Source organism: Nitrobacter vulgaris (genome assembly GCF_031453995.1).
Lineage (GTDB): Bacteria > Pseudomonadota > Alphaproteobacteria > Rhizobiales > Xanthobacteraceae > Nitrobacter > Nitrobacter vulgaris.
On record NZ_JAVDPZ010000011.1, the window covers coordinates 90,889 to 111,382 of the forward strand.

A 20,494-nucleotide genomic window follows, 5' to 3' on the forward strand; every position below is an offset into this window, starting at 1 on the left:
ATTATGGCGTTTTCGAGCGAAGTGGATACCAGTTCGCGATCGAAATACGCGCAGATTGATCGAAGGCATTTTCTTTCTGCTAACCGGATTCCACTTGACCGGAAATGCTCGCGCGGCGTGATGTCAGGCGGAGCGTCGTCTGCTGTCGGCGCGATCGGCGGTGCTGTCGCTCATACCCGCCAGCTTCTTTTCGTAGGCGATCAATTTCTTGACTTCCTTCAGCGCCTTGTAGAGGTCGCCGTTGAGGATGTCGTTGTTGATGCCCTCGATGATCGGCCACGCGCCCGGCATGGTGGTGATGATGTCGCGCAGCAGGCTGAAATACGTGCCGTGATTGATCTGTGGCTCCGGCGACAGGTACATCAGTTGCACCGCGAGGTAGATCAGCTTGGCGGGTGTGTCCGCTGTTTCAGGCGTCAAAATGTCCTTCTCGCGAAGGATCGGAATCTTATCGCCTTCGATCAAAAGCCGCGCGCGCTGGTCGGTGTTGGTGACAACGCAGGCGCCGATGATGATGCGTTCATGCGGCTTCAATTCGACTTTCAGCGCCATGACGGTTTCCTGTCATTGAATGAAGCGTGCCGGAACGCACGGCACTGCCATTCGCTGCGAAATGCGGCGGACGGCCGCGTCGGCGCGAGCATCGCGGACAGTCTGGCCGTGATCCTTCCCGATTATGGTTAACGCCGGGTAAACGGCGGTGGCGGCCACCGGAAATGAAATGTCCTTGAATCCCGTCCATACCGGCGCAAATCAAGCCATGTGCTCGCTTCGGCCGCCGGCCGAACAGCCGCGCGAGTCTGCGATTGGCTTCATGCTTTCTTAGAGTCTTCACACCAGTGTGGCGCCTCGCCGAGGATCTTCGGCGTATGGGCGTATGTGTATTCACACCAGAAAGGTATGAAAGATGTCCGATATCGTTCTCTCCGCATCGGTTCGCCAGAATCTGCTTTCCCTCCAGTCAACCGCTGATCTGCTCTCCACCACGCAGAACCGTCTTGCCACCGGCAACAAGGTCAACTCGGCGCTCGACAACCCTACCAACTTCTTCACCGCGCAGGGCCTCAACAACCGCGCCAGCGACATCAACAACCTGCTCGACTCGATCGGCAACGGCGTGCAAGTGCTGCAGGCTGCCAACACCGGCATCACCTCGCTGCAGAAGCTGGTCGATACCGCCAAGTCGATCGCCAACCAGGCGCTCCAGGCGACCACGGGATATTCGACCAAGTCGCAGGCGACCACCGCCGCCATCACTGGCGCGACGGCGGACAACCTGCTCGGACCGGGCGGCGCTCCGACTGACCGGACCGTGACCGGCTCGGCGGTTAACAACGACGACACCGGTGGCGCAGCGGCGATCACGACTGCGACCAAGCTGGCTGGTACGGCGGGTGCGGGTTCGGACAACCTTGCGTCCAATATCAGCGCATCCGACACCATCGTTGTGAACGGCAAGACGATTTCGTTCAACAGCGGTTCCGGCACTAGCGGTTCGGCGACGGCTGGCACGCTCTCGATTGACGTGACCACCGGTGACGTGGGCGATGTCCTCGATGCCATTGATGCGATCACGGGCAATACTGCTGGCACGTCCACGATTGCGGCCGGTGCGATTTCGATCCACACCGGTACGGCCCAGGATCTGGTGATCAGCGGATCTGCTCTCACCAAGCTTGGTCTTACCGCCAACACCTACGCCCGCACGGCCGGAACTCCGGCTGCGCTCGATGGCAAGACGTTGACGATCGCCGCGACCGACGGTGGCACCGCGACCAGCATCACGTTCGGTACGGGCGGCGTGACGACCCTCGATCAGTTGAACACGGCGCTGGCCGCGAACAACCTGTCGGCCTCGATCAGCACGGCCGGCGCGCTGACCTTCACCACCACCAACGATCATGCCCATGCCACGATCGGTGCGTTCGGTGGTACGGCGGTTGCTGCTGGTGCAGGCCTGTTCGGAGCTTCCGTGACGGTGAGTGCGCCGGTGGAAGACGCCAACGCGCAGAACAACCGCGCCACGCTGATCAGCCAGTACAACGCGGTGATCGACCAGATCAAGACCACCGCGCAGGATTCGTCCTTCAACGGCGTCAACCTGTTGAATGGCGATCAGCTCAAGCTGGTGTTCAACGAAACCGGCAAGTCCACCCTGACCATTCAGGGCGTGACCTTTGATCCGGCTGGCCTCGGCCTCGCGTCGCTGGTCAAGGGCACCGACTTCCTCGACAACGCCTCGACCAACAAGGTTCTGGACTCGCTCAACAACGCGTCCGGCACGCTGCGCTCGCAGGCTTCGACCTTCGGTTCGAACCTGTCGATCGTGCAGATCCGTCAGGACTTCTCGAAGAACCTGATCAACGTGTTGCAGACCGGCTCGTCCAACTTGACGCTGGCTGACACCAACGAGGAAGCGGCGAACAGCCAGGCGCTGGCCACCCGCCAGTCGATCGCGGTGTCGGCGCTCGCGCTGGCCAACCAGTCGCAGCAGAGCGTGCTGCAGCTGCTCCGCTAATCGCAAACGCATCTCAGACGACGGAAACGGCGGGGAAAACCCCGCCGTTTTTTGTTGTAGCGTTTCGAGCGAAGTGGACACGAGGTTCGCGTGAAGAAAACGCGCCAAACAAAAAAGCTAAGGGTCGGGTTTGATTTCATCAAAGCGGAATAGCTTTAGCCGGCGGTCCAATTCTTCTGAAGGCGGATTGTCAGTGCTTGTTCATGAGGTCTTGAAAGAACGGCGAAAATTGCTCGTGGGGCGATGCTTCCGAGCTATTGAATTTCGTAGTTAATATAGTGGGGCAAAACCCTAATCCGCCTTGCATTCTGCCGCTTGAGTTCAGAAAGCACGTGACACGCCACGAACGTCACGACTACTTCTGGTGGCCGCGACGATCGAGCGGGGATTAATCCGGGGTTAACCATAAATTAAAACGTCTTGTTCACCTTTCCGACCAGCGACCGGCTCTTGGGGCGAGTTGGCGTCCGCGCAGGTTAGGGAAGGCCAGTCATGTCCGACATCGTTCTCTCGGCATCCGTTCGCCAGAATTTGCTCTCGCTGCAGTCTACTGCCGATTTGCTGGCGCAAACGCAGAACCGTCTTGCCACCGGCAAGAAGGTCAACACGGCCCTCGACAATCCGACCAATTATTTCACTGCAGCAGCGCTCGACAACCGCGCCAACGATATCAGCAATCTGCTTGACGGCATCGGCAACGGCATACAGGTGCTGCAGGCGGCCAATACCGGCCTGACCTCGCTGCAGAAGCTGGTGGACACGGCGAAGTCGGTTGCCAATCAGGTTCTGCAATCCCAGGTCGGCTATTCACAGAAATCGTCGGTGGAAAGTCTTCCCGTAACGGGCGCGACCGCGCTCGATCTCAGAGGCACGACACCGTTCACAAATGTCGCCGCAACGCCCGGCACCGCCCTGAAGACCGGCACCGCCAACGCCGCCGCGACCGGCGCCACCCTTATCAGCGCGCTGACCGACGGCGCGGTTGCGACGCCGACCGGCCCCGCGGCCGGCGAGAGCTTTTCCGTCAACGGCAAGACCATCACGTTCGCGGCGTCGGGCGCGGCGACGACCGACCCTTCCGGAAACGTCACGATCGGCATCGACCAGACACTCAGCGCGTTGACCGGCGTGATCGATGCGCTGAACGGCAACACCACGCCCGCCACGGCATCGACAGTCAACGGCAGCGGGCAGATCGCGCTCAATACCGGTATCGCTCATGACCTGGCGCTGACGGACTCCACGCCGGCCGGAATTCTCGCAAAGCTAGGCTTGAGCGCGGGAACGACGGCGCGCGGCGGGGGCGCGGGAAACCTCGACGGCAAGACGCTAACGATCGGGGCAACCGGCGGCGGCGTCGCGACCAACGTCACGTTCGGTGACGGCACCAACGGTACCGTCAGAACCCTTAACGACCTGAACGCGCAGCTTGCTTCAAACAATCTCCAGGCCACGATCAATTCGGCAGGCGTCATCACGATCTCGACCGCCAACGAGGCTGCCGCAGAGACCATTGGCGCGATCGGCGGAACCGCGGCCGGCGCGGGATATGCCTTCAATGGCCTTGTCGCCGGCGCGCCCGTTCAAGATTCAGCGGTTCAGGCGGCTCGCGCCGGCCTCGTCAATCAATACAACAACATCATTCAGCAGATAAACACGACGGCGTCGGACTCGTCTTTCAACGGCATTAATCTGCTGAGCGGCGACACGCTGAAGCTCATCTTCAACGAGACCGCAAAGTCCACGCTCACGATCACCGGCACCAACATGAATGCAGCTGGCCTTGGACTGTCGGCCCTGACGGTGGGCATCGACTTCCTGGACAACGGCTCGGCCAACAGCGTGATCGCCAGCCTCGACAGAGCGTCGACCACCCTGCGCACGCAGGCTTCGACGCTTGGTTCGAACCTGTCGATCGTGCAAATCCGTCAGGACTTCTCGAAGAACCTTATCAACGTGTTACAGACCGGCTCGTCGAACCTGACCCTCGCCGACACCAACGAGGAAGCGGCAAACAGCCAAGCGCTGGCCACCCGTCAGTCGATCGCGGTGTCCGCACTGGCGCTGGCCAACCAGTCACAACAGAGCGTCCTGCAATTGCTACGCTGATGACGTAAGCTCGGCGAATGTCACGAGGTTCGCTTGCCGTGAAGGCTGCGGCGAATGTGAAAATCGAAAAAACACCGCAACGAGGCCAAGCGTTTTCGAGCGAAGTGGATACCGGTTCGCGTGACGAAAACGCGTCAGAATAACAATCTAGAAACTTTGTTTCTAATTCCAGTCAGGAGCAAAGCGGCACCATTGCAGAACCCGCTGCATTTGCCACTTTTTCGACGCATGTGAAAACACCGGGTAACCCATTTTAAAGGTGGTGCTGATAGACATTCGGCAACGCGAAGTTGCGTGCGCCCTTTCTTTTTCCCCCGAGGTTTAGATGTCGAATGCTGCTCAAGCCTATGCCCGGACGGCTCAAACCTCGTCGTCTCCGCGTGAAATCGAGGCGCAGGCTTTACTGAAAGCGGCGCGGCAGCTTCGGGAGATCCAGGACAACTGGAAAGGGCCCGATAGTGACATGCAAAAGGCGCTGCTGTTCAACCGCCGTTTGTGGTCGATCTTCATGAGTGCGGCGGACAGCGAGAGTAACCCGCAGCCGCTGGAGGTTCGTCAGAACATCGCCAACATCGGCGTTTTCGTGATGAAGCAGACAGTCGACATGCAGATAAATCCAGACCCTGCGAAGCTGACAGCGCTGATCGACATCAACTGCAATCTCGCAGCCGGCTTGTCCGGGCGAGCGTAATCCCCGTCACAGACGGAGCCGGATCATTGGCCGACGTCCTGAACATCCTGGCATCGAACTACACAACGGTCGGTCAGAACGTCAATCTGAACACCGGAAGGTATGTTAACGTCGATCCCAAGGTTTTCGAAGGCACATGGAGCGGCAAGTACGCCAACCAGAAGCCGTTCTCCGTGACGATTTCCGGCGTCAATGGTTTCCGCGCCAAGGCCAAGTACCAGTACGGAAGCACGATCAAGTATCAGGAAGTTCTGATAAAGAACAATTCGTTCCGGGTCGGCGATTCAAAGTTCGTGCTGACAAAGGCTGGCACCGCGAAGGTCAGCACCGTCATGAGCAATCCGGCGACGGGTGCAAGCACGCTCGAGAACGCCTACGTCCATCAGAACTGAGCATTATTTTGATTGAGCATGATCTTATCCGAAAACCGGCTTCCACTTTTCGGGATCATGCTCTAGGCGCGGCGGTCGGTGGCGGCCGAGGGTTCGCGCTCAGTGTTCATCAAATCCAGCGTGCGGAAATATGCGCGTCGCCGCAGCATCGCCTCTTCGGGAAACTGCTTCACGACGACGCTCGTCCGGCGATCGACGACCTGGTAGACGACCGAGGCGGCGTCACGATCGACCACCACCTGCCGTGACAGCGTATCACCGGAGGTCCGCAGATCGTTGCGGGTGCGCGCGCTGACGTCCGTCGCCGTGACGCTTTTGCTCGGCGGAAGTTGAGTCGCCACCGCATCGTCCGCGGCCGGGCTTGCCGGCTGAACGACTGGTGCCGCCACCGGCGCGCCAACCGGCTTGATACTGAAATCCGTACCCATGGTCGCCTCCAGGCTCCCGTCGAGTCAAATCCCACCCCCCTTTAGAACGCAAGCCTAGCGCCTGTCTCTCAACGCCGCGTTAGAAAACGTGTTCAATGAGGTGATGCCGTGAGTGCAGAAATTTAAATCAAACTGGATGGAATATGCGAGGGCAGGTCTCCTCAGCGAGGATTCTCGCTCTTCGAGCGGGAGTTGGTTTCGGTTACAGTGCCGGAGCCGATGCCGTTCGGGCCCGAGTTCGTCCTGCGTAAACCTGAATGGAACGGCGAACGCGATCGGGCCGCCGCCGATGTCGGGAGGCGTTGGCGGGCGAGCTACCAGCGATAGGTCGCGGTTCCAAGAATAGTACGTGCCCGACCAAGATTGCACTGTGCCATCGAGAAGCAGGCTGCGACGTAGTATTTGTCGAACAGGTTGCTGGCGTTGACGGAGAAGCGCCAGCTGTCACGAACGAGGCCAGTCAGACGATATAAAAGCGTTTTATCTTCATTGGCTGGGCCACTGAAATCAAATGCCCCCTGTTTGTAATCGAACGATCCGCCTTGAAGCTGCACTTCGCGAATGGTCTGCTCGGTCGGACGCTTCGTCACCAGGTTCACGATACCGGCCGGCTGCCCTTGCCCATAGAGCACCGACGAGGGGCCACGCATCACCTCGATACGCTCAACGCCGTATGTCTCGGTCTGAAGCCCCGTAGTCTGCAAACCTCGTTGCTCTGAAAGCCGCGCATAAAATACCTTGCAACAGACTGGTAACCGTTGGCTTCCGCAAATACGCCTGGCGAGTAACTCAAGGCATCATTGACGCTGTTCGGTTTCCGCGTCTGGGTAATTTCCTTGCAATATCGTCTGACTGGATTGGTTCTAAGCTCGCCGGATCATGGTCGCTGCCGGTTCGCGCGTTAAAGCGAACGGCTGACTGCGAGGGGGCTCATGTGCTGACGCGAGGGTGCGCTGCGCTGTCCGCTTGCCGTATAAGTCTGCGGCGTGGCGCGGCGCTGCGCTTCGGCACTGACGCCGCGAACGATTCCTTCCGAAACCGCGTGCGCGGTAGCGAGCACCGTGAGATTCACCTGGAGCATGGCGCGGAATGTGTCGTGGTGGCGTTGCAGCGCCGTGAGCAGGTCAGGCGTCGACTGAGTCATGTAGACTTGGCTGGTCTTGAATTGCCTGATGGCATCGACGTAGCGGCGCGATAGTTCTGTCTTCCGGCTCTCGAGCGCCATGCCTTCGCGAATCTTGCCGGCGCGCACCAGCTCGGTCTCGCGCTCGATGACGGCAAGCAGCGCGTTCATGATGTCGAGCATGTCGTCGGCGAGCTTGCGTGCGTCCGCTGGCGTCGATACGGGAGGCGGGAGAAGGGACGCCTGCGGATCCCGGGACTTCGGTGTCATGCGCTCTCCTTTGAACTTGGCTTGGTCTGGCTCGCCTGTTGCATGATCAGGGCGCGGAACACCGTGTCGGAGATGCCGACGCCGCCGGCCTTGGCGAACGATCTGGAATACTGCTCTGTGAGCATCGAGCGCCACACTCCGGTGCCTGGCGTATCGCCGAACGGGCCTTCGCCCTTCAGCCCGGACGTCATTTGCGAAAACATGGAATTGAGGAACATCGCCTCGAAATCCTCCGAGGTTGTTTTGGCTTTCTCTATTGACCGCGGAGGGACGTGTTCCAGCGCTCGCGCGAGCTGCGGATCGGGACGGCCGTTCAGCATCGGCTTCATGCGAGGGGTGCTGCGATAAGCGGTGGTTATCAGGTCATTGACAGTGTGAGCTTCCATCACATCACCTCGATATCGGCTTCGATTGCGCCGGCCGCCTTGATCGCCTGTAGAATGCCGATCAGGTCGCGTGGCCCGATGCCGAGGCCGTTGAGTCCGTCGACAAGCTCCTGAAGCGAGACGCCGTTCTTGACCAGCGCGAGTTTCTTGCCGTCCTCGCTCACGCCGACGTCTGTGCGCGGTGTCACCACCGTTCGCCCGCGTGCCAGCGGATTAGGCTGGCTGACCTGCGGACTTTCGGAAATGGACACAGTGAGGTTGCCTTGCGCTACCGCGACGGTGGCGACGCGGACGTCGCGTCCCATCACGATGATCCCGGAACGTTCGTCGATAATGATCTTTGCTGCGATGTCCGGCTCGACCTGCAGCTGCTCGATCTCGGTCAGGAGTGCGACGACGTTGCCTTTGTATTCCCCTGGGATGGAGAGTTGCACAGTGGACGGATCGATTGGCTCGGCAGTCTTCGTGCCGAGGAAATCGTTGACTGCGGCGGCGATGCGCTTGGCGGTGGTGAAGTCGCCGTTACGCAGCGCCAGCCGGACATTCGGCATCCGGTTCAGTGCGAATTCGATCTCGCGCTCGACGATGGCGCCGTTGGCGATGCGCCCATTGGTTGGCACGCCCTTGGTGACGCTCGCGGCGGCGCCTTCAGCGGCAAAGCCGCCGATCGCAAGCGAGCCCTGCGCCACCGCATAAACATTGCCGTCGGCGCCGAGCAACGGCGTGACGAGCAAGGTGCCGCCTTGCAGGCTTTTGGCATCGCCCATGGCCGAGACCGTGACGTCCATGCGGGTGCCTTGGGTGGCGAAGGCGGGCAGGTTGCCGGTCACCATGACGGCCGCGACGTTGCCGGTTCGGATGGTGGCGCCGCGAATGTTGACGCCCATGCGTTCCAGCATCGCCTGCAGCGACTGCTTGGTGAAAGGAATATTGTTGAGGGTGTCGCCGCTGCCGTTGAGGCCGACCACGAGGCCGTAACCGATCAACTGGTTTTGTCGCACGCCTTCGATATTCGCGAGGTCCTTGATCCGTGAGGTCGCGTGCGCAGGCATGCCCAGCGGCGGCAGCGCGACAAGCGCCGCGACGGCGATCCGGACAATCCTTAAAATACCAACGCCAAGCATCCTCTGCTCCCCGCTGAGGGTTCGGTCCGGCTGGCCGCCACTCCCATGACGGTCATCCGCCGTTAACTATGCGAGGTTCGTGCCATCGCGGCGCATGGCATATAGTATTGATATCGTTGGAAGATCGATGTGGTGGATAAAGCTGCGCAGGCGGGAGGCGGTGGCGAAGTTGCCCGCGTCGGCAGAATTTGCCGGGCATTCACGCTTCGTTAACCATAACGGCCCACGGTTCTCTTGCTGGAGTCATCCGGTGCGCACTCCTTGACCGGCATGGCGCGCCATCAATATTCGGGCGAGATGATCGATGCGAATTTACGGACCGAACGGCACAACGCCGGGAACGCAGGCCCCGTCCGCGCGGCGAACGGGCGGAAGCGAATTTTCTCTGCCGGACCCGGCCGCTACAATGGAAAGCAGGGCCGCGGCCGCGCCGAAAGCGCCTGCCACCATCGATGCTTTGCTGGCGTTGCAGGGCGTCGAAGACGATCCGGCGGAGCGGCGCAAGCGCTCGGTACAGCGGGGCAGGGGCGCGCTGGACGTGCTCGACGATCTTAAGATCGGGCTGCTTTCCGGCAACTTCGACGCGTCAACCGTGATCCGGCTGCGCACTGCCGCTGCCGAGCTGAAATCGTCCTCCGGCGATGCCGGTCTCGACGCGGTCCTGGCTGAAATTGAATTGCGCGTCGAGGTGGAACTGGCCAAGGCGGGGCAATTCTGAAAGCAGCCGGGACGCGATGGAACCCGTTGAAAAGATGGCCTCGATACGCTGCGCAGACCGGGGTTCCACATCGGGCAGAGGAAGCAGGAACGCGGAAGCCCCGAGCTGTCAAGGACGGGTTTTGGTGCGACGATATTGTCTGTCACAAACGGCCGCTATATAAGCTCCGCCGCAGCCGGACCGTCCGTCCGGTGCCTTGCACCGAGCAGGAATGCATTTGGAAAAGTTGAAGAACTACAGGCCCTCCGAAAAAGAGCCTTTCATGAACGAGCGCCAGCGCGAATATTTTCGCGCCAAGTTGCTGGCATGGAAGGACGATATCCTCCGCGAATCGAAGGTTACGCTGCAGACTCTTCAGGAAGAGAACGTTAACCTTCCCGACCTCGCCGATCGCGCGTCCTCGGAAACCGACCGCGCCATCGAGCTGCGAGCCCGTGATCGGCAGCGAAAGCTGATCTCCAAGATTGACGCCGCCTTGCAGCGAATTGAAGACAATACCTATGGCTATTGTGAGGAAACCGGCGAGCCGATCTCGCTGAAGCGGCTCGAAGCGCGACCGATCGCGACGCTTTCTGTCGAAGCCCAGGAGCGCCACGAAAAGCGGGAAAAGATTTATCGGGACGAGTAGGGCAGGCGGCGCCGATGCCTTGGCGGCGCGGGCCGCGGTATAGGCGTGAGTTCGCGAGCGAAGCATGTCCTGGTGTTCGACACGACAGTACCGGTTCGGCGCAAGAAAACGCGTCAGAATAATCGTTGGCGTGGCGGCTCGCCGGCAACGGCTTACCTGAACATCTCCCGCTGCGCGTCGGTCAGGCCGGCCAGCATCTGCCGGGCCTGGCTGTAGCCGGCGGCGACCATCTCGTCGAAGCGGTTCCAGTCCAGCAAGCGGCACTCGGGGACGCGCGGCTGAAACAATAGGTCGGTGAACTTTCCCATCTCCTTTTGTTTGGAGATCGAAGTGATGAACGATGACCGCAGCATCGTCTCGGGCACGCTCGGCAGACGGTAACGCCGCTTCGCACGCGGTTTCAGTTTGTCGCGCAGCAAGGCGAGCGTTCCAGGAACGCAGTCAATGTCGAACACCTGCCCGCGATCGACCGAGAGATCGACGCCGATGATGCGACCGGCGCCGAGCCGCGCCATCACGTCGACCGGGAAATTGTTGAACGTGCTGCCATCATACATCATGTGCCCGCCGACGAAGACCGGCGGCAGCGCACCGGGTATTGCGTAGCTTGCGCCGACGTTGCGGGTCAGGTCGCCTCGCAGCAGGACGGCTTCGCTACCGGCCGAAAAGTCTGACGCGATAGTGAAGAAGGTGGTCCAGCAATCCTCGCTGTCGATTGCGTCCCGGCCTGTGGCATCGCGCACGGCCTGCGTCATCGCGCTTCGCGTGCGCGCACCCTTGATCAGCGATACCAGCGGAATGAAATTGTAGTCGCCGGTGACGTTGCCCCTCGGGTGTTCGAGGAACGCCTTCCGGACGGCGGCTGCGACTTCATCCGCGCTGCGCCCGAGCGCCAGTACCATCCCCATGACCGCGCCGATTGAGCTGCCGCCAAGCATGTCGACGGGAATGCCCGCCTCTTCCAGCGCCTTGATGACGCCGAGATGAGCGAAACCGCGCGCGCCTCCGCCGGACAGCACAAGTCCGACACCGCGTCCGGATACGATGCGAGCGAGCCGACGCATGTCCGCGGGCAATAGCGGGCGAATGTGAAAGTGCCGCGCATCCGGCCGCGCGTTCAGCCAACGCGCCGTGCCGGTGGGAATTGTCGTATCGGCCTTGTGCAGCAGAACCAGTGTCTGTCGCGCGATCGAAATGGGAGCGGCGGGTGACAGGAAAGCCTGCTCGACAGCCGAGAGACCGGGATCGTGGCCGGCGTCGGCGAGCAGCAGCACCTCGTCGGCATGACGAAGGCAAAACCGGGTCCATGCGGTGTCGCTTCCGTCGGCGGCAAGATACACGCCGCGGCTCTGAGCCTCGATTTCGTCGATATAGCCGGCAAGCGCATCGTTGCGCTGTTCAGACGAGGGGTCCCGAGCGATCCCGAAGTGTCTGGCGACGTCATCGGCGGTGACGACCGTCACCGACCCGGCCTTTGCGGCTTGCGCGTTACGCAGGCTTCGCGCAAAATCGGCGGCATCCGCCCCGGACGTGACCGGCAGGATGCAGATGTTCACTGGCACCAGCGGCGCTTGTCGCTCGCGCTCGCGAAATCGCCGGATCACGACCCGCATCATCGACATTTCGATTTCCGGATGTTGCAGGATCGCGCGCTCGATCATAGCGCGCGTTACTTTGACCAGCAGCGTATCGCGCACCGCCAAGATGGTTGCCGAGCGTGGCTCGCCGGTGAACAGCGCGAGCTCGCCTATGGTTTCACCGCGCCCGATCTCGCCGAGAATTTTTCTCGCGCCGGAGTCTGTCTCGGAAAATGCGTGCAGCCGTCCCGACAGGACGAAGTACACGTCGTCACTGATGTCGCCTTGACGCAGCAGAATCTCGCCGGAGACGAGATCGACATATTCGGCCTCGGACCGGATGGTGTTCAGGATCGCAGCGTTGTCGGACGCAAAGTAGTCGCGAAGCACGGTCTGGAGCAGCGCGTCGCGTTGCTGAAGATCGGGATCGGGTTTTGGCGTCAATACCGCAACTCCTATTGGTTCGTTTAAGCATTGCATTCCGTTGCGGCAAAAGCTCTGATTTTGACACTTGCCCACAGGGTTTGCGGCAACGTGAAGCGAATGTGGAATCCGCTCTCTACAGTCCGATTCAACCGCGTTGAATCAAACTCTGTTTTATTCTTTCATTGAGCATGATCTTGTCCGAAAACCGGTGTCCACTTTCGGGATCATGCTCTAACGTCGCGCGCGTGACGCGCTGCGGCGAACCCAATCCCGTCCTTTCCCCGGCTTGACCCCGAGGACTTAACCTTCGAACCCCTTTTTACTACGCGCAGCGAGCGGGTCGCATGCGGGGTGGCCGAACCTTCGCTCTGTTCTAGTCGCGCCCGACCCTGCCGGGAAATCCCGGCGTGGTTGGGCTGTCGCCACTCAGGCCGCTTGGCACGGCGCCTGTGCCGATAGTTCCAGGCCACGTTGTGTTCGGCACGCCCGGCAGATTGCCCCCGCCGATGCTGAGGCGCGGTGAGGGCGCTGGCATCACGATAATGGGCGCTGAAGGCATAAGCGTGTAGACAGGGCGGTGCCGGTGGCGCGCCTGTGCCGTGTCGGACAAGCCGATCAGGCAGGCGGCAACGACAAGCAGGATTCGGACGGCGAGGGTCATTGGACGCTCCGGCAGTCTCGACTTGCGGAATGTCACGGATATATAGCCATCGCAAGTGCGACGCACAGACCAAGGGGTCATTAAAAATTCGCTGCTCATCAGCGAACGAACAAGGCCTGCTCTCTGTTCTCGAAGATAGACACGGCCTCCGGCAGGGGAGCCGCCGGAGGCCGCATCCCCCGAACGATGCATGGCATCGCCGGGGTCGTCGCCGTCTCGCGCCTGGGATCGCGATCCGGTGGGGAGCTCTCGAGAATCTAGAACGGCAGCAGCACGTCCATCACCTGTTGACCGTAGCGCGGCTGCTGGACATCGCTGATCTGGCCGCGGCCGCCGTAGGCGATGCGGGCCTGCGCGATCTTGCTTGAATCGATAGTGTTGTCGCTCTGGATATCCTCAGGTCGCACGATGCCGGCGACGATCAATTCGCGGATTTCGTTGTTGACGCGGATTTCCTGCTTGCCTTCGACCACGAGATTGCCGTTCGGCAGCAGTTGCGTCACGACCGCGGCGACGCTGGTCTGCAAGTTCTCCTGACGTTGGACCGAGCCCTTGCCGTCGCTCAGCGAGGTGGAGTCGGTGGTCAGGATACGGCCAGGCAGGACCGCGGTTGCTGGATTGCCGATGGTTTTGCTGCCAATGAAATCGGTGATGCCGGAATCTTCCTTGCTGGTGCGGCTGCGCTGGGTCTGGTTGGCGATGTTGGCCTTGTCGGTGAAGTTCACGGTCACAGTCAGAAGGTCGCCGACCCGCGCCGCGCGCTGATCCCTGAAGAACGCGCGCGAGCCGTTCCGCCACAGCGAGTTGGCGTTGTAGGACACCGTCTCCGGTTTTGGCATCGGCATCTGCACGGGTTTGTAGCCCGGCTGCGTCGTCGGATTGTCGATCGCGGTCAGCTTGGGTGACTCGCCGATCTGCGAAAGGCGATCGATGGACGAGCATCCGCTGGCGAGGCCGGCGGCCGCTAGCAATGAGCCGGTTAGGACGATGCGGTTGATGCGCGCGAACTTCAACATGAACGTTACTCGGCTTTTGAAGATGTGGGCGTGCCGCTCTGGGCGGAGACGGGGGCTGTTGCCGCTGCCGCCGGCTCGGCGCTCGCCAGCTTGCGGGGCGCAACCGGCGTGATGGGAGACACCGACACCTGACCTCGCCCGACCACCACGCCGGACACGGTGCGCTTCGATTGCAGGTTGAGAACAGTGACGATGTCCCCCTCGGTGCCGGCTTCGGTCGCCTGGCCGCGCACGGTGAGATAAATTCCCGCGGCCTGGTAGATCAGGGTCACCGCCTCGTCGCGTTGCACAAGGTCTGGTCTGGTCAGGTCGGCGCCGTGCAGCGCCTGACCGGCGCGCATCTGCCGCCGCATCTGCATCCCGACGGCGTGGTCGCGGCTCGCGGCATCGTGGCCGACCTCGGCCTTGGGGCGACGCTCCATGACGATGTCGGAAAATTTCAGCTGGGCGTTACGGTCCACGTCGCGAGCCAGCACCGCGGCCTCGACAGTCTCGACGGCGACTCCGGTGAAGCGGAGGCGGGCCGGTGCGGCGCCGGAGTCGTTGCCGACCTCGAGCGTGACGTCGAAGCGACCATTGCGCGGGTCGAACCGGGTTACCATCGGATTGATGGCGCCGTTGTTAGCGGCATCGAGATGGATTGCCGTAAAGTCTTTATCGAAGGTCAGCTGCAGGTTCTTGGCGTCGCCAAGTCCATTGCGGTGTTCGAGCGCGACCGCGATCCGCAATTCGACGTCGTCCGGTTCGAGGGTGCGCGCGAGCCGTGTCACCGCGACGTTGCGGATGCCGTGAGTCTCGACGCCGATCACCTGATGCGCGCGGAGAACGTCGAGCACCTGGGTAGCCAACAGGCTGCCCGTGGTGCCGGGGTTGGGAGAGCGGTAGATCGCAACCTGCGCTGCGTCACCGGCGTTATCGACAAGGTCGCCGATTCTCACCACCTCGTCCGTAATGTCGACATGGCCGCGAAGCACAGGAGCCGGAAGGGCGGCCGCGGTCTGGATCGTGCTCGCCAGGACGATGCGGCGCGGAGCCACGTCATTGCCGGCCAGCGCCGGAATGGACGCCGCCAGCAGCGCGCCAGCGATGAGAAAGGAGCGGACGGCCATGATCAGCCTCTCTTCTTTTTGACCGAGCATGATCTTATCCAAAAACCGGTTTCCACTTTTCGGGATCATGCTTTAGCGGAACAGCGCGGCTGCGGATTGCAGCATCTGGTCGGCGGCGCTGACGACTTTGGCGTTCATCTCGTAGGCGCGTTGTGCGGCGATCAGATCGGAGATTTCAGAGACCACCTCGACATTGGCCTGCTCAAGGTTCGACTGCTGCATGTCGCCGAAGCCGTCGATGTTTGCGATGCCGTCCTGGAACGGACCGGAGGCGGGCGTCTCCTTGAAGTTGTTGTCGCCGACCGGCTGCAGGCCCGCCTTGTTGATGAAGCGGGTCAGGCCGATCTGGCCAAGCACCGTCGGAGTGGTCTGCCCCGGCAGCGTCACCGAGACCTGGCCCTGCGCGTTGATGGTAATGCCAGCGGAGTTTTGGGGAATCGTGATCGTCGGCTGCACCGGATTGCCCTGCGCATTGACGATGCGACCCTGGTTGTCCATCTGGAACGTGCCGTCGCGAGTATACTGAAAGGTACCGTCCGGCATCTGGATCTTGAAGAAGCCTTCGCCGCGAATGGCGATGTCGAGATCGTTGCCGGTCTGCGACAGCGTGCCTTGACTCATCTGTCGCGGCGTTCCGACTGTTTTCACGCCGCCGCCGAGATCGATGCCCACGGGCAATATGGTTCCCTGAGCTGAGGCCTGCGCGCCGACGCGGCGGACGTGGTCGTAGATGAGGTCTTGAAACGCGGCCCGTTGCTTTTTGTAACCGGTGGTGCGCAGGTTCGCGATATTGTTGGAGATGACCTGAACGTTTAGTTCTTGAGCCGCCATTCCGGTTGCTGCGGTATAGAGAGCACGCATGATATGGTTTCCTTATGCCGGAACGTCGGCGAGTTTTTCAATGGCGGATCGTTGCAGATCGGTTTGCTGCTGCAACAGCGTCGCCATCTGCGTGTAGGCGCGGGACACCTCGACCATGCGGCTCATCTCGGTCACCGCATTGACGTTGGAGCGCTCAATGAAGCCCTGATGGACTTGTGCGTTCGTATCTGGCTGAGCGGAATTGCCTGCGCCCGCGGCGTAGAGGTTGGATCCCTCCTTGATCAGCTTTTGGGCTTGCGGGAAGGAGACTAGCCGCAGCGTGCCGCGGATCGAGTTGGTCGCGTTGTTGATGCCCTCGATCACGGTCACGGTGCCGTCGGCGGAAATCGTAATGTCACGGTCGGTTTGCTGGAACCTGATCGGGCCATTGGAGCCGAGTACCGGAAAGCCCGATGCCGTTACCAGTTGTCCCTGTGAATTGAGCTGTAATCCGCCGTCGCGGGTGTAGCGCTCGCCGTTCGGCGTCTGCACCACCAGAAACGCCTTGCCGTCGATGGCGACATCGAGTGGGCTCTTGGTCTGCTCGGTCGGGCCGCCGGCGAAGTCGTGGAAGGTGGCGCGGTCCTGGACAAAGCTTAAGCGGCGGTCGCGGCCGACGAAGTTGTCTTCGTGCGCTCCCGGCATCAGGTATTCCTCGAACAGCGAGCGGTCGGCCTTGTAACCGTTGGTGTTGACGTTCGCGACGTTGTTCGCAATGACGTCTATCCGCCGTTCCAGCATCATCTGCCGCGACAGTCCGATGAGGAGCGTATTCTCCATCGGTGGTTCTCCCCTTGAGGATCCGTGTGAAGAAAGCCCTCCCAGGCCGCGACACCGGATCGATCGAACCTCGAGGCTCTCCCAAGCCTGCGGTTCAAGAAAGGGATAGCGAAAGCCGTGCCAGCTTCAGAAGCGATGGATTATCAGTCGTTTATTGAAATCTTCCCCGTGGAAGACCCGGTAATTAAGGCCCTGTTGACCATATCGGCCCGGCAAAATCTTCCTAGTTATGGTTAAAAGAAAGGTTCCGTTAACCATTGCGTACCTAGTGTGGCAGCCCAGAAGTTCTCCGCATTTTCGCCACTACCTCGAAAGCGAACTTCTGACCAAAACACACCAGAATGGATGCTGGTGAACGTCGAATTCGAAGTTCGCAGGCCGTTGCGGGAGCGACGAGCTTCGGGTTCGGGCACGAGTGTCAAGGCAATAGGGCGCGTGTGCGCCGGCGGCATCTGTTCTGCGTATCCAGCCTGCTCGGCAGCACTCGGACCGACCCTGGGTGAAAGGGCGAGCTGACGATGGCTGAGAATGATCAGGCTGAGAAAGCGGCAGATCGAGACGCGCCGCCGGCCAAGAAAAGGTTCAAGCTGATTGTCGCGGTCGGCGCCGTGCTGCTGATTCTCGTCACCGGCGGCAGCATCTGGTTCTTTTTATTCCGCCATCACGACGGCGAGCAGCTTGCTGAAGCGCCGCCGCCGAAGCCGCCGTCCTTCGTCGACATACCGGACATGCTGGTCAACCTGGTCGGCGCGCCCGGAGAGCGGGTGCAATATCTGAAAGTGAAGGTCGTTCTTGAGGTGAAGGAGGAGCCGCAGGTCGAGAAGATCAAGCCGGCGCTGCCCCGGGTCACCGATTTGTTTCAGACTTATATGCGCGAACTGCGTCCAAGTGATCTCAACGGTTCAGCCGGGTTATTCCGCCTGAAGGAAGAACTGACCAAACGGGTGAATGCTGTGATCTCGCCTGATCATGTCAATGCGGTGCTGTTCAAGGAAGTCGTCATCCAGTGAGGAGTGTCGCTGTTTTTGAAGTTGCTACATCATATGCCGCAAGCTCGTATCAGGAGCTTCAAATCGCAAGCGGCACTCCAAGGAACGAACTTCGGAAACGGGCGCTAGCGCGGAAACGGGATCATGGCGGACGATAGCGATCAGATTGATCAGGATGCAATCGCAGCCCAGTGGGAAGCCTCGCTCGACTCGGAGGATCCAGCCGAAGCGGCGAAGTCCGCTGCCGCGAATGAACTCACGGACGCGATGGCGGAACAATGGGCCGCCATGGTCGACGACGGCGGCCGCGATTTCGGCAGCGGCAAAAACGGCGGCGAGCGGGTTCTGTCGCAGGAGGAAATCGACAACCTGCTCGGCTTTAGCGTCGGCGAGATCAACGTCGACGACAATTCGGGCATTCGGGCGATCATCGACTCGGCGATGGTGTCGTATGAGCGCCTGCCGATGCTGGAGATCGTGTTCGATCGCCTGGTGCGGCTGATGACGACGTCGCTTCGCAATTTCACTTCCGACAACGTCGAGGTCTCGCTTGATCGCATCACCTCGGTCCGCTTTGGCGACTACCTGAACTCGATACCCCTGCCGGCGGTGCTCAGCGTGTTCAAGGCCGAGGAGTGGGAGAACTTCGGACTGGCGATGGTGGATTCCAGTCTGATCTACTCCATGATCGACGTGTTGCTGGGTGGCCGTCGCGGCCAGACCTCGCTCCGCATCGAAGGGCGGCCCTACACGACGATTGAAACCAATCTGGTAAAGCGGCTGGTGGAGGTTGTTCTGGCCGACGCGGAGCAGGCGTTCCGGCCGCTTTCGCCAGTGTCGTTTTCGATCGACCGTCTCGAAACCAATCCGCGGTTCGCGGCGATCACCCGTCCGGCCAATGCGGCGATCCTGGTCCGGCTGCGGATCGACATGGAAGATCGTGGCGGCACCATCGAACTGCTGCTTCCCTACGCCACCATTGAGCCGATCCGCAACGTTCTGTTGCAGATGTTCATGGGTGAAAAGTTCGGCCGTGATCCGATCTGGGAAAGCCACCTCGCCACCGAGATCTCGCAGGCGCAGATCGCCGTGGACGCTGTGTTGTATGAGGCCGAAATCCCGCTCAAGCAGCTTATGACCCTGAAGGTCGGCGACACCCTTGCGCTTGAGATGCGGCCCGATGCGTCGGTGGCGGTTCGGTGCGGCAGCGTTACGCTCACCGAAGGCCGCATGGGGCGGGTCGGCGACCGCGTCGCCATTCGCGTGTCGAGACATTTGCGCAAACCGAACACCACCTTCGCCATGTTCGAGAGAGCGGACGAGCAGACCAAGATGATGGAGGCCCAATGAACCACTCTTTCGGATTAGCGATCGAGAGCCTTGTTGCGGTTCTTCTCGTTCTGACAATCGGTTACTGCATGCTACTGAACAAGCGGCTGAAGCGGCTGAGGGCGGATGAACAGTCGCTCAAGGCGACGATCAGCGAACTGATCACGGCGACCGAGATCGCCGAGCGCGCCATCGGCGGGCTGAAGCACACGGTGCGCGACGTCAACGACAATCTCGGTAACCAGATTTCGTTGGCCACCGATTTGTCGCGACAGTTGGCGAAGCAACTGGCTGAGGGCGATGCCGTCATGCGGCGGTTGACAAGGATCGCGCTTGCGGCGCGTCCGCCGGCGGCCCCGGAACCGGAGGCCGTGACGAGTGATGCCCGCTCTGTCGCAGCCGCGGCGCGGGCATTTTCCGAACGCAAAAGGACGAACGGCCTCGCTGCATGAGTGCTTTCAGGGACATCCGGGTCATTCCCGTCGTAGCGGCTGCGATCTTCGGCCTCGCGGTGCTCAAGGTCGCGGGGCTCGTGATCGACGGCGGCTATGTCCTCGATGTCCGGCGGGATTCAGCCCGTCCATCATGGGCGCAGGAGAATTTGAACTTTCCAGGCGCAGCTCCGGACGCGGGCGACATCACCGGATCGGTCGAGGCGAAGAACAAAGACGCCGCCGGCAAGGACAGTGCGGGAGAAGATAAGGCGAAGCAAGAAGAACCCGCCCAGGCAGCAGACACGCCGGGCGTGGCGAAGGTAGGCACTCTCCCCAAGCCGGGTCAGTCTGTGTCGCCCTCCGAGCGGGCCATCCTCGAGCGCCTTCAGAGCCGGCGACAGGAAATTGAAGCACGTGCTCGGGAAATTGACATTCGCGAAAGCCTTTTGCAAGCCGCTGAACATCGCATCCAGGGCCGCGTCGAGCAGATGAAGGGCATCGAAGCGCGGATCGCGACCGCGACCGCGGAGAAGAACGAGGCCGAGATTGCTCGCTTCAAGGGTCTCGTGACGATGTACGAGAACATGAAGCCGAAGGAGGCGGCCAAGGTGTTTGACCGGCTGGAAATGCCGGTACTGTTCGAGATCGCCTCGAAGATCGCGCCGCGCAAGATGTCGGAGATTCTCGGTCAGATGTCTCCCGAGGCTGCGGAACGGTTGACGGTCGAACTGGCGCGCCGTGCGAGCGGTGGCAACGCAACCGCGGCCTCCAATCTTCCGAAGATCGAGGGCCAGCCGACGCAGTCGACTCGCAACTAGTGGTCCGTTCTAATATTCGCATTCCGCTTCAGCGAGCCTCCTTGCGAAGGTTAGAATCAAAGGACCGCTAGCAACTATTGGGTTTCCAATGGAGTTTTGAATTTAAC

General features: G+C 61.0%; 23 protein-coding genes. 10 read left to right on the top strand and 13 right to left on the bottom strand.

The window, feature by feature from the left end; translation table 11 throughout:
• Nucleotides 1–123 precede the first annotated feature (123 nt).
• Nucleotides 124–552: a flagellar biosynthesis repressor FlbT gene (gene flbT / locus GGQ85_RS09175; protein WP_079446151.1), complete on the bottom strand. Its 429-nt coding sequence runs from the start codon at nucleotides 550–552 to the stop codon at nucleotides 124–126.
• Between the two features lie 355 nt (nucleotides 553–907).
• Between flbT and GGQ85_RS09180 the strand changes: the two genes are divergently transcribed.
• The 4 genes from GGQ85_RS09180 to GGQ85_RS09195 all read left to right on the top strand — a co-directional run bounded on the left by GGQ85_RS09180 (nucleotide 908) and on the right by GGQ85_RS09195 (nucleotide 5,710).
• Nucleotides 908–2,518, top strand: a complete 1,611-nt coding sequence (locus GGQ85_RS09180) for a flagellin N-terminal helical domain-containing protein (protein WP_309774233.1) — start codon at nucleotides 908–910, stop codon at nucleotides 2,516–2,518.
• A 492-nt stretch (nucleotides 2,519–3,010) separates the two neighbouring features.
• Nucleotides 3,011–4,627, top strand: coding sequence for a flagellin N-terminal helical domain-containing protein (locus GGQ85_RS09185; RefSeq protein ID WP_309774234.1), 1,617 nt, complete (start codon nucleotides 3,011–3,013; stop codon nucleotides 4,625–4,627).
• A gap of 325 nt (nucleotides 4,628–4,952) precedes the next feature.
• Entirely contained in the window at nucleotides 4,953–5,318 is a 366-nt protein-coding gene (gene flaF, locus GGQ85_RS09190; RefSeq protein ID WP_079446154.1) for a flagellar biosynthesis regulator FlaF, read from the top strand.
• 26 nt (nucleotides 5,319–5,344) lie between these two features.
• Nucleotides 5,345–5,710, top strand: coding sequence for a hypothetical protein (locus GGQ85_RS09195; RefSeq protein WP_079446155.1), 366 nt, complete (start codon nucleotides 5,345–5,347; stop codon nucleotides 5,708–5,710).
• A 62-nt stretch (nucleotides 5,711–5,772) separates the two neighbouring features.
• On the opposite strand, the gene GGQ85_RS09200 is transcribed toward GGQ85_RS09195, so the two are convergent.
• The 6 genes from GGQ85_RS09200 to GGQ85_RS09220 form a co-directional block, all read right to left on the bottom strand.
• The gene (locus GGQ85_RS09200) at nucleotides 5,773–6,138 is read right to left on the bottom strand and encodes a hypothetical protein (protein ID WP_309774236.1); all 366 of its coding nucleotides are present in this window, start codon (nucleotides 6,136–6,138) and stop codon (nucleotides 5,773–5,775) included.
• 314 nt (nucleotides 6,139–6,452) lie between these two features.
• Nucleotides 6,453–6,842, bottom strand: a complete 390-nt coding sequence (locus GGQ85_RS09205) for a TonB-dependent receptor plug domain-containing protein (RefSeq protein ID WP_309774237.1) — start codon at nucleotides 6,840–6,842, stop codon at nucleotides 6,453–6,455.
• Nucleotides 6,788–6,931: a hypothetical protein gene (locus GGQ85_RS20830; RefSeq protein ID WP_445376077.1), complete on the bottom strand. Its 144-nt coding sequence runs from the start codon at nucleotides 6,929–6,931 to the stop codon at nucleotides 6,788–6,790. Before GGQ85_RS20830 ends, GGQ85_RS09205 begins: the two co-directional genes overlap by 55 nt.
• A 108-nt stretch (nucleotides 6,932–7,039) precedes the next feature.
• Nucleotides 7,040–7,531, bottom strand: coding sequence for a hypothetical protein (locus GGQ85_RS09210; RefSeq protein ID WP_079446158.1), 492 nt, complete (start codon nucleotides 7,529–7,531; stop codon nucleotides 7,040–7,042).
• Nucleotides 7,528–7,917, bottom strand: a complete 390-nt coding sequence (gene flgJ / locus GGQ85_RS09215; RefSeq protein WP_309774238.1) for a flagellar assembly peptidoglycan hydrolase FlgJ — start codon at nucleotides 7,915–7,917, stop codon at nucleotides 7,528–7,530. Before flgJ ends, GGQ85_RS09210 begins: the two co-directional genes overlap by 4 nt.
• On the bottom strand, nucleotides 7,917–9,041 hold the full coding sequence (locus tag GGQ85_RS09220; RefSeq protein ID WP_309774239.1) for a flagellar basal body P-ring protein FlgI: 1,125 nt from the start codon (nucleotides 9,039–9,041) through the stop codon (nucleotides 7,917–7,919). Before GGQ85_RS09220 ends, flgJ begins: the two co-directional genes overlap by 1 nt.
• Before the next feature lie 304 nt (nucleotides 9,042–9,345).
• On the opposite strand from GGQ85_RS09220, the gene GGQ85_RS09225 reads away from it, so the two are divergent.
• Nucleotides 9,346–9,759, top strand: coding sequence for a flagellar assembly protein FliX (locus GGQ85_RS09225; RefSeq protein WP_079446161.1), 414 nt, complete (start codon nucleotides 9,346–9,348; stop codon nucleotides 9,757–9,759).
• 262 nt (nucleotides 9,760–10,021) lie between these two features.
• Nucleotides 10,022–10,387 (top strand): RNA polymerase-binding protein DksA, encoded by a 366-nt coding sequence (gene dksA, locus GGQ85_RS09230; RefSeq protein ID WP_244553437.1) that lies wholly within the window; start codon nucleotides 10,022–10,024, stop codon nucleotides 10,385–10,387.
• Nucleotides 10,388–10,539: 152 nt separating this feature from the next.
• Here the strand turns inward: dksA and GGQ85_RS09235 are convergent, their stop codons facing one another.
• From GGQ85_RS09235 to flgF, 6 genes are all read right to left on the bottom strand, one after another.
• Nucleotides 10,540–12,408 carry a patatin-like phospholipase family protein gene (locus GGQ85_RS09235; protein ID WP_309774241.1) on the bottom strand — a complete coding sequence of 623 codons (1,869 nt, stop codon included), beginning with the start codon at nucleotides 12,406–12,408 and terminating at the stop codon, nucleotides 10,540–10,542.
• 355 nt (nucleotides 12,409–12,763) lie between these two features.
• The gene (locus GGQ85_RS09240; protein WP_079446163.1) at nucleotides 12,764–13,051 is read right to left on the bottom strand and encodes a hypothetical protein; all 288 of its coding nucleotides are present in this window, start codon (nucleotides 13,049–13,051) and stop codon (nucleotides 12,764–12,766) included.
• Nucleotides 13,052–13,308: 257 nt separating this feature from the next.
• A complete protein-coding gene (gene flgH / locus GGQ85_RS09245; RefSeq protein ID WP_079446164.1) occupies nucleotides 13,309–14,067 on the bottom strand; it encodes a flagellar basal body L-ring protein FlgH in 759 nt (252 codons plus the stop codon).
• Between the two features lie 5 nt (nucleotides 14,068–14,072).
• Entirely contained in the window at nucleotides 14,073–15,206 is a 1,134-nt protein-coding gene (flgA, locus tag GGQ85_RS09250; RefSeq protein ID WP_309774243.1) for a flagellar basal body P-ring formation chaperone FlgA, read from the bottom strand.
• A 42-nt stretch (nucleotides 15,207–15,248) separates the two neighbouring features.
• The gene (gene flgG, locus GGQ85_RS09255; protein ID WP_079446165.1) at nucleotides 15,249–16,037 is read right to left on the bottom strand and encodes a flagellar basal-body rod protein FlgG; all 789 of its coding nucleotides are present in this window, start codon (nucleotides 16,035–16,037) and stop codon (nucleotides 15,249–15,251) included.
• A gap of 12 nt (nucleotides 16,038–16,049) precedes the next feature.
• Complete coding sequence (gene flgF / locus GGQ85_RS09260; RefSeq protein ID WP_309774245.1) at nucleotides 16,050–16,817, bottom strand: flagellar basal-body rod protein FlgF; 768 nt, start codon at nucleotides 16,815–16,817, stop codon at nucleotides 16,050–16,052.
• 518 nt (nucleotides 16,818–17,335) lie between these two features.
• Between flgF and fliL the strand changes: the two genes are divergently transcribed.
• From fliL to GGQ85_RS09280, 4 genes are all read left to right on the top strand, one after another.
• Nucleotides 17,336–17,827: a flagellar basal body-associated protein FliL gene (gene fliL / locus GGQ85_RS09265; RefSeq protein ID WP_309774246.1), complete on the top strand. Its 492-nt coding sequence runs from the start codon at nucleotides 17,336–17,338 to the stop codon at nucleotides 17,825–17,827.
• A 123-nt stretch (nucleotides 17,828–17,950) separates the two neighbouring features.
• A complete protein-coding gene (gene fliM, locus GGQ85_RS09270) occupies nucleotides 17,951–19,156 on the top strand; it encodes a flagellar motor switch protein FliM (RefSeq protein WP_309774247.1) in 1,206 nt (401 codons plus the stop codon).
• Nucleotides 19,153–19,587, top strand: a complete 435-nt coding sequence (locus GGQ85_RS09275; RefSeq protein ID WP_079446169.1) for a DUF6468 domain-containing protein — start codon at nucleotides 19,153–19,155, stop codon at nucleotides 19,585–19,587. The genes fliM and GGQ85_RS09275 overlap by 4 nt, the downstream gene beginning before the upstream one ends.
• Nucleotides 19,584–20,387, top strand: coding sequence for a MotE family protein (locus tag GGQ85_RS09280; RefSeq protein WP_309774248.1), 804 nt, complete (start codon nucleotides 19,584–19,586; stop codon nucleotides 20,385–20,387). The genes GGQ85_RS09275 and GGQ85_RS09280 overlap by 4 nt, the downstream gene beginning before the upstream one ends.
• Nucleotides 20,388–20,494: the final 107 nt, after the last annotated feature.

Coding starts and splice junctions, on each gene's coding strand:
- flgA (WP_309774243.1), bottom strand. CDS start 15,206: ATGCTCGGTCAAAAAGAAGAGAGGCTGATCATGGCCGTCCGCTCCTTT.
- GGQ85_RS09225 (WP_079446161.1), top strand. CDS start 9,346: ATGCGAATTTACGGACCGAACGGCACAACGCCGGGAACGCAGGCCCCG.
- flaF (WP_079446154.1), top strand. CDS start 4,953: ATGTCGAATGCTGCTCAAGCCTATGCCCGGACGGCTCAAACCTCGTCG.
- dksA (WP_244553437.1), top strand. CDS start 10,022: ATGAACGAGCGCCAGCGCGAATATTTTCGCGCCAAGTTGCTGGCATGG.
- flgG (WP_079446165.1), bottom strand. CDS start 16,037: ATGCGTGCTCTCTATACCGCAGCAACCGGAATGGCGGCTCAAGAACTA.
- GGQ85_RS09180 (WP_309774233.1), top strand. CDS start 908: ATGTCCGATATCGTTCTCTCCGCATCGGTTCGCCAGAATCTGCTTTCC.
- GGQ85_RS09275 (WP_079446169.1), top strand. CDS start 19,153: ATGAACCACTCTTTCGGATTAGCGATCGAGAGCCTTGTTGCGGTTCTT.
- GGQ85_RS09200 (WP_309774236.1), bottom strand. CDS start 6,138: ATGGGTACGGATTTCAGTATCAAGCCGGTTGGCGCGCCGGTGGCGGCA.
- flgJ (WP_309774238.1), bottom strand. CDS start 7,917: ATGGAAGCTCACACTGTCAATGACCTGATAACCACCGCTTATCGCAGC.
- fliL (WP_309774246.1), top strand. CDS start 17,336: ATGGCTGAGAATGATCAGGCTGAGAAAGCGGCAGATCGAGACGCGCCG.
- GGQ85_RS09280 (WP_309774248.1), top strand. CDS start 19,584: ATGAGTGCTTTCAGGGACATCCGGGTCATTCCCGTCGTAGCGGCTGCG.
- GGQ85_RS09210 (WP_079446158.1), bottom strand. CDS start 7,531: ATGACACCGAAGTCCCGGGATCCGCAGGCGTCCCTTCTCCCGCCTCCC.
- flgF (WP_309774245.1), bottom strand. CDS start 16,817: ATGGAGAATACGCTCCTCATCGGACTGTCGCGGCAGATGATGCTGGAA.
- GGQ85_RS09220 (WP_309774239.1), bottom strand. CDS start 9,041: ATGCTTGGCGTTGGTATTTTAAGGATTGTCCGGATCGCCGTCGCGGCG.
- flbT (WP_079446151.1), bottom strand. CDS start 552: ATGGCGCTGAAAGTCGAATTGAAGCCGCATGAACGCATCATCATCGGC.
- GGQ85_RS09185 (WP_309774234.1), top strand. CDS start 3,011: ATGTCCGACATCGTTCTCTCGGCATCCGTTCGCCAGAATTTGCTCTCG.
- fliM (WP_309774247.1), top strand. CDS start 17,951: ATGGCGGACGATAGCGATCAGATTGATCAGGATGCAATCGCAGCCCAG.
- GGQ85_RS09240 (WP_079446163.1), bottom strand. CDS start 13,051: ATGACCCTCGCCGTCCGAATCCTGCTTGTCGTTGCCGCCTGCCTGATC.
- flgH (WP_079446164.1), bottom strand. CDS start 14,067: ATGTTGAAGTTCGCGCGCATCAACCGCATCGTCCTAACCGGCTCATTG.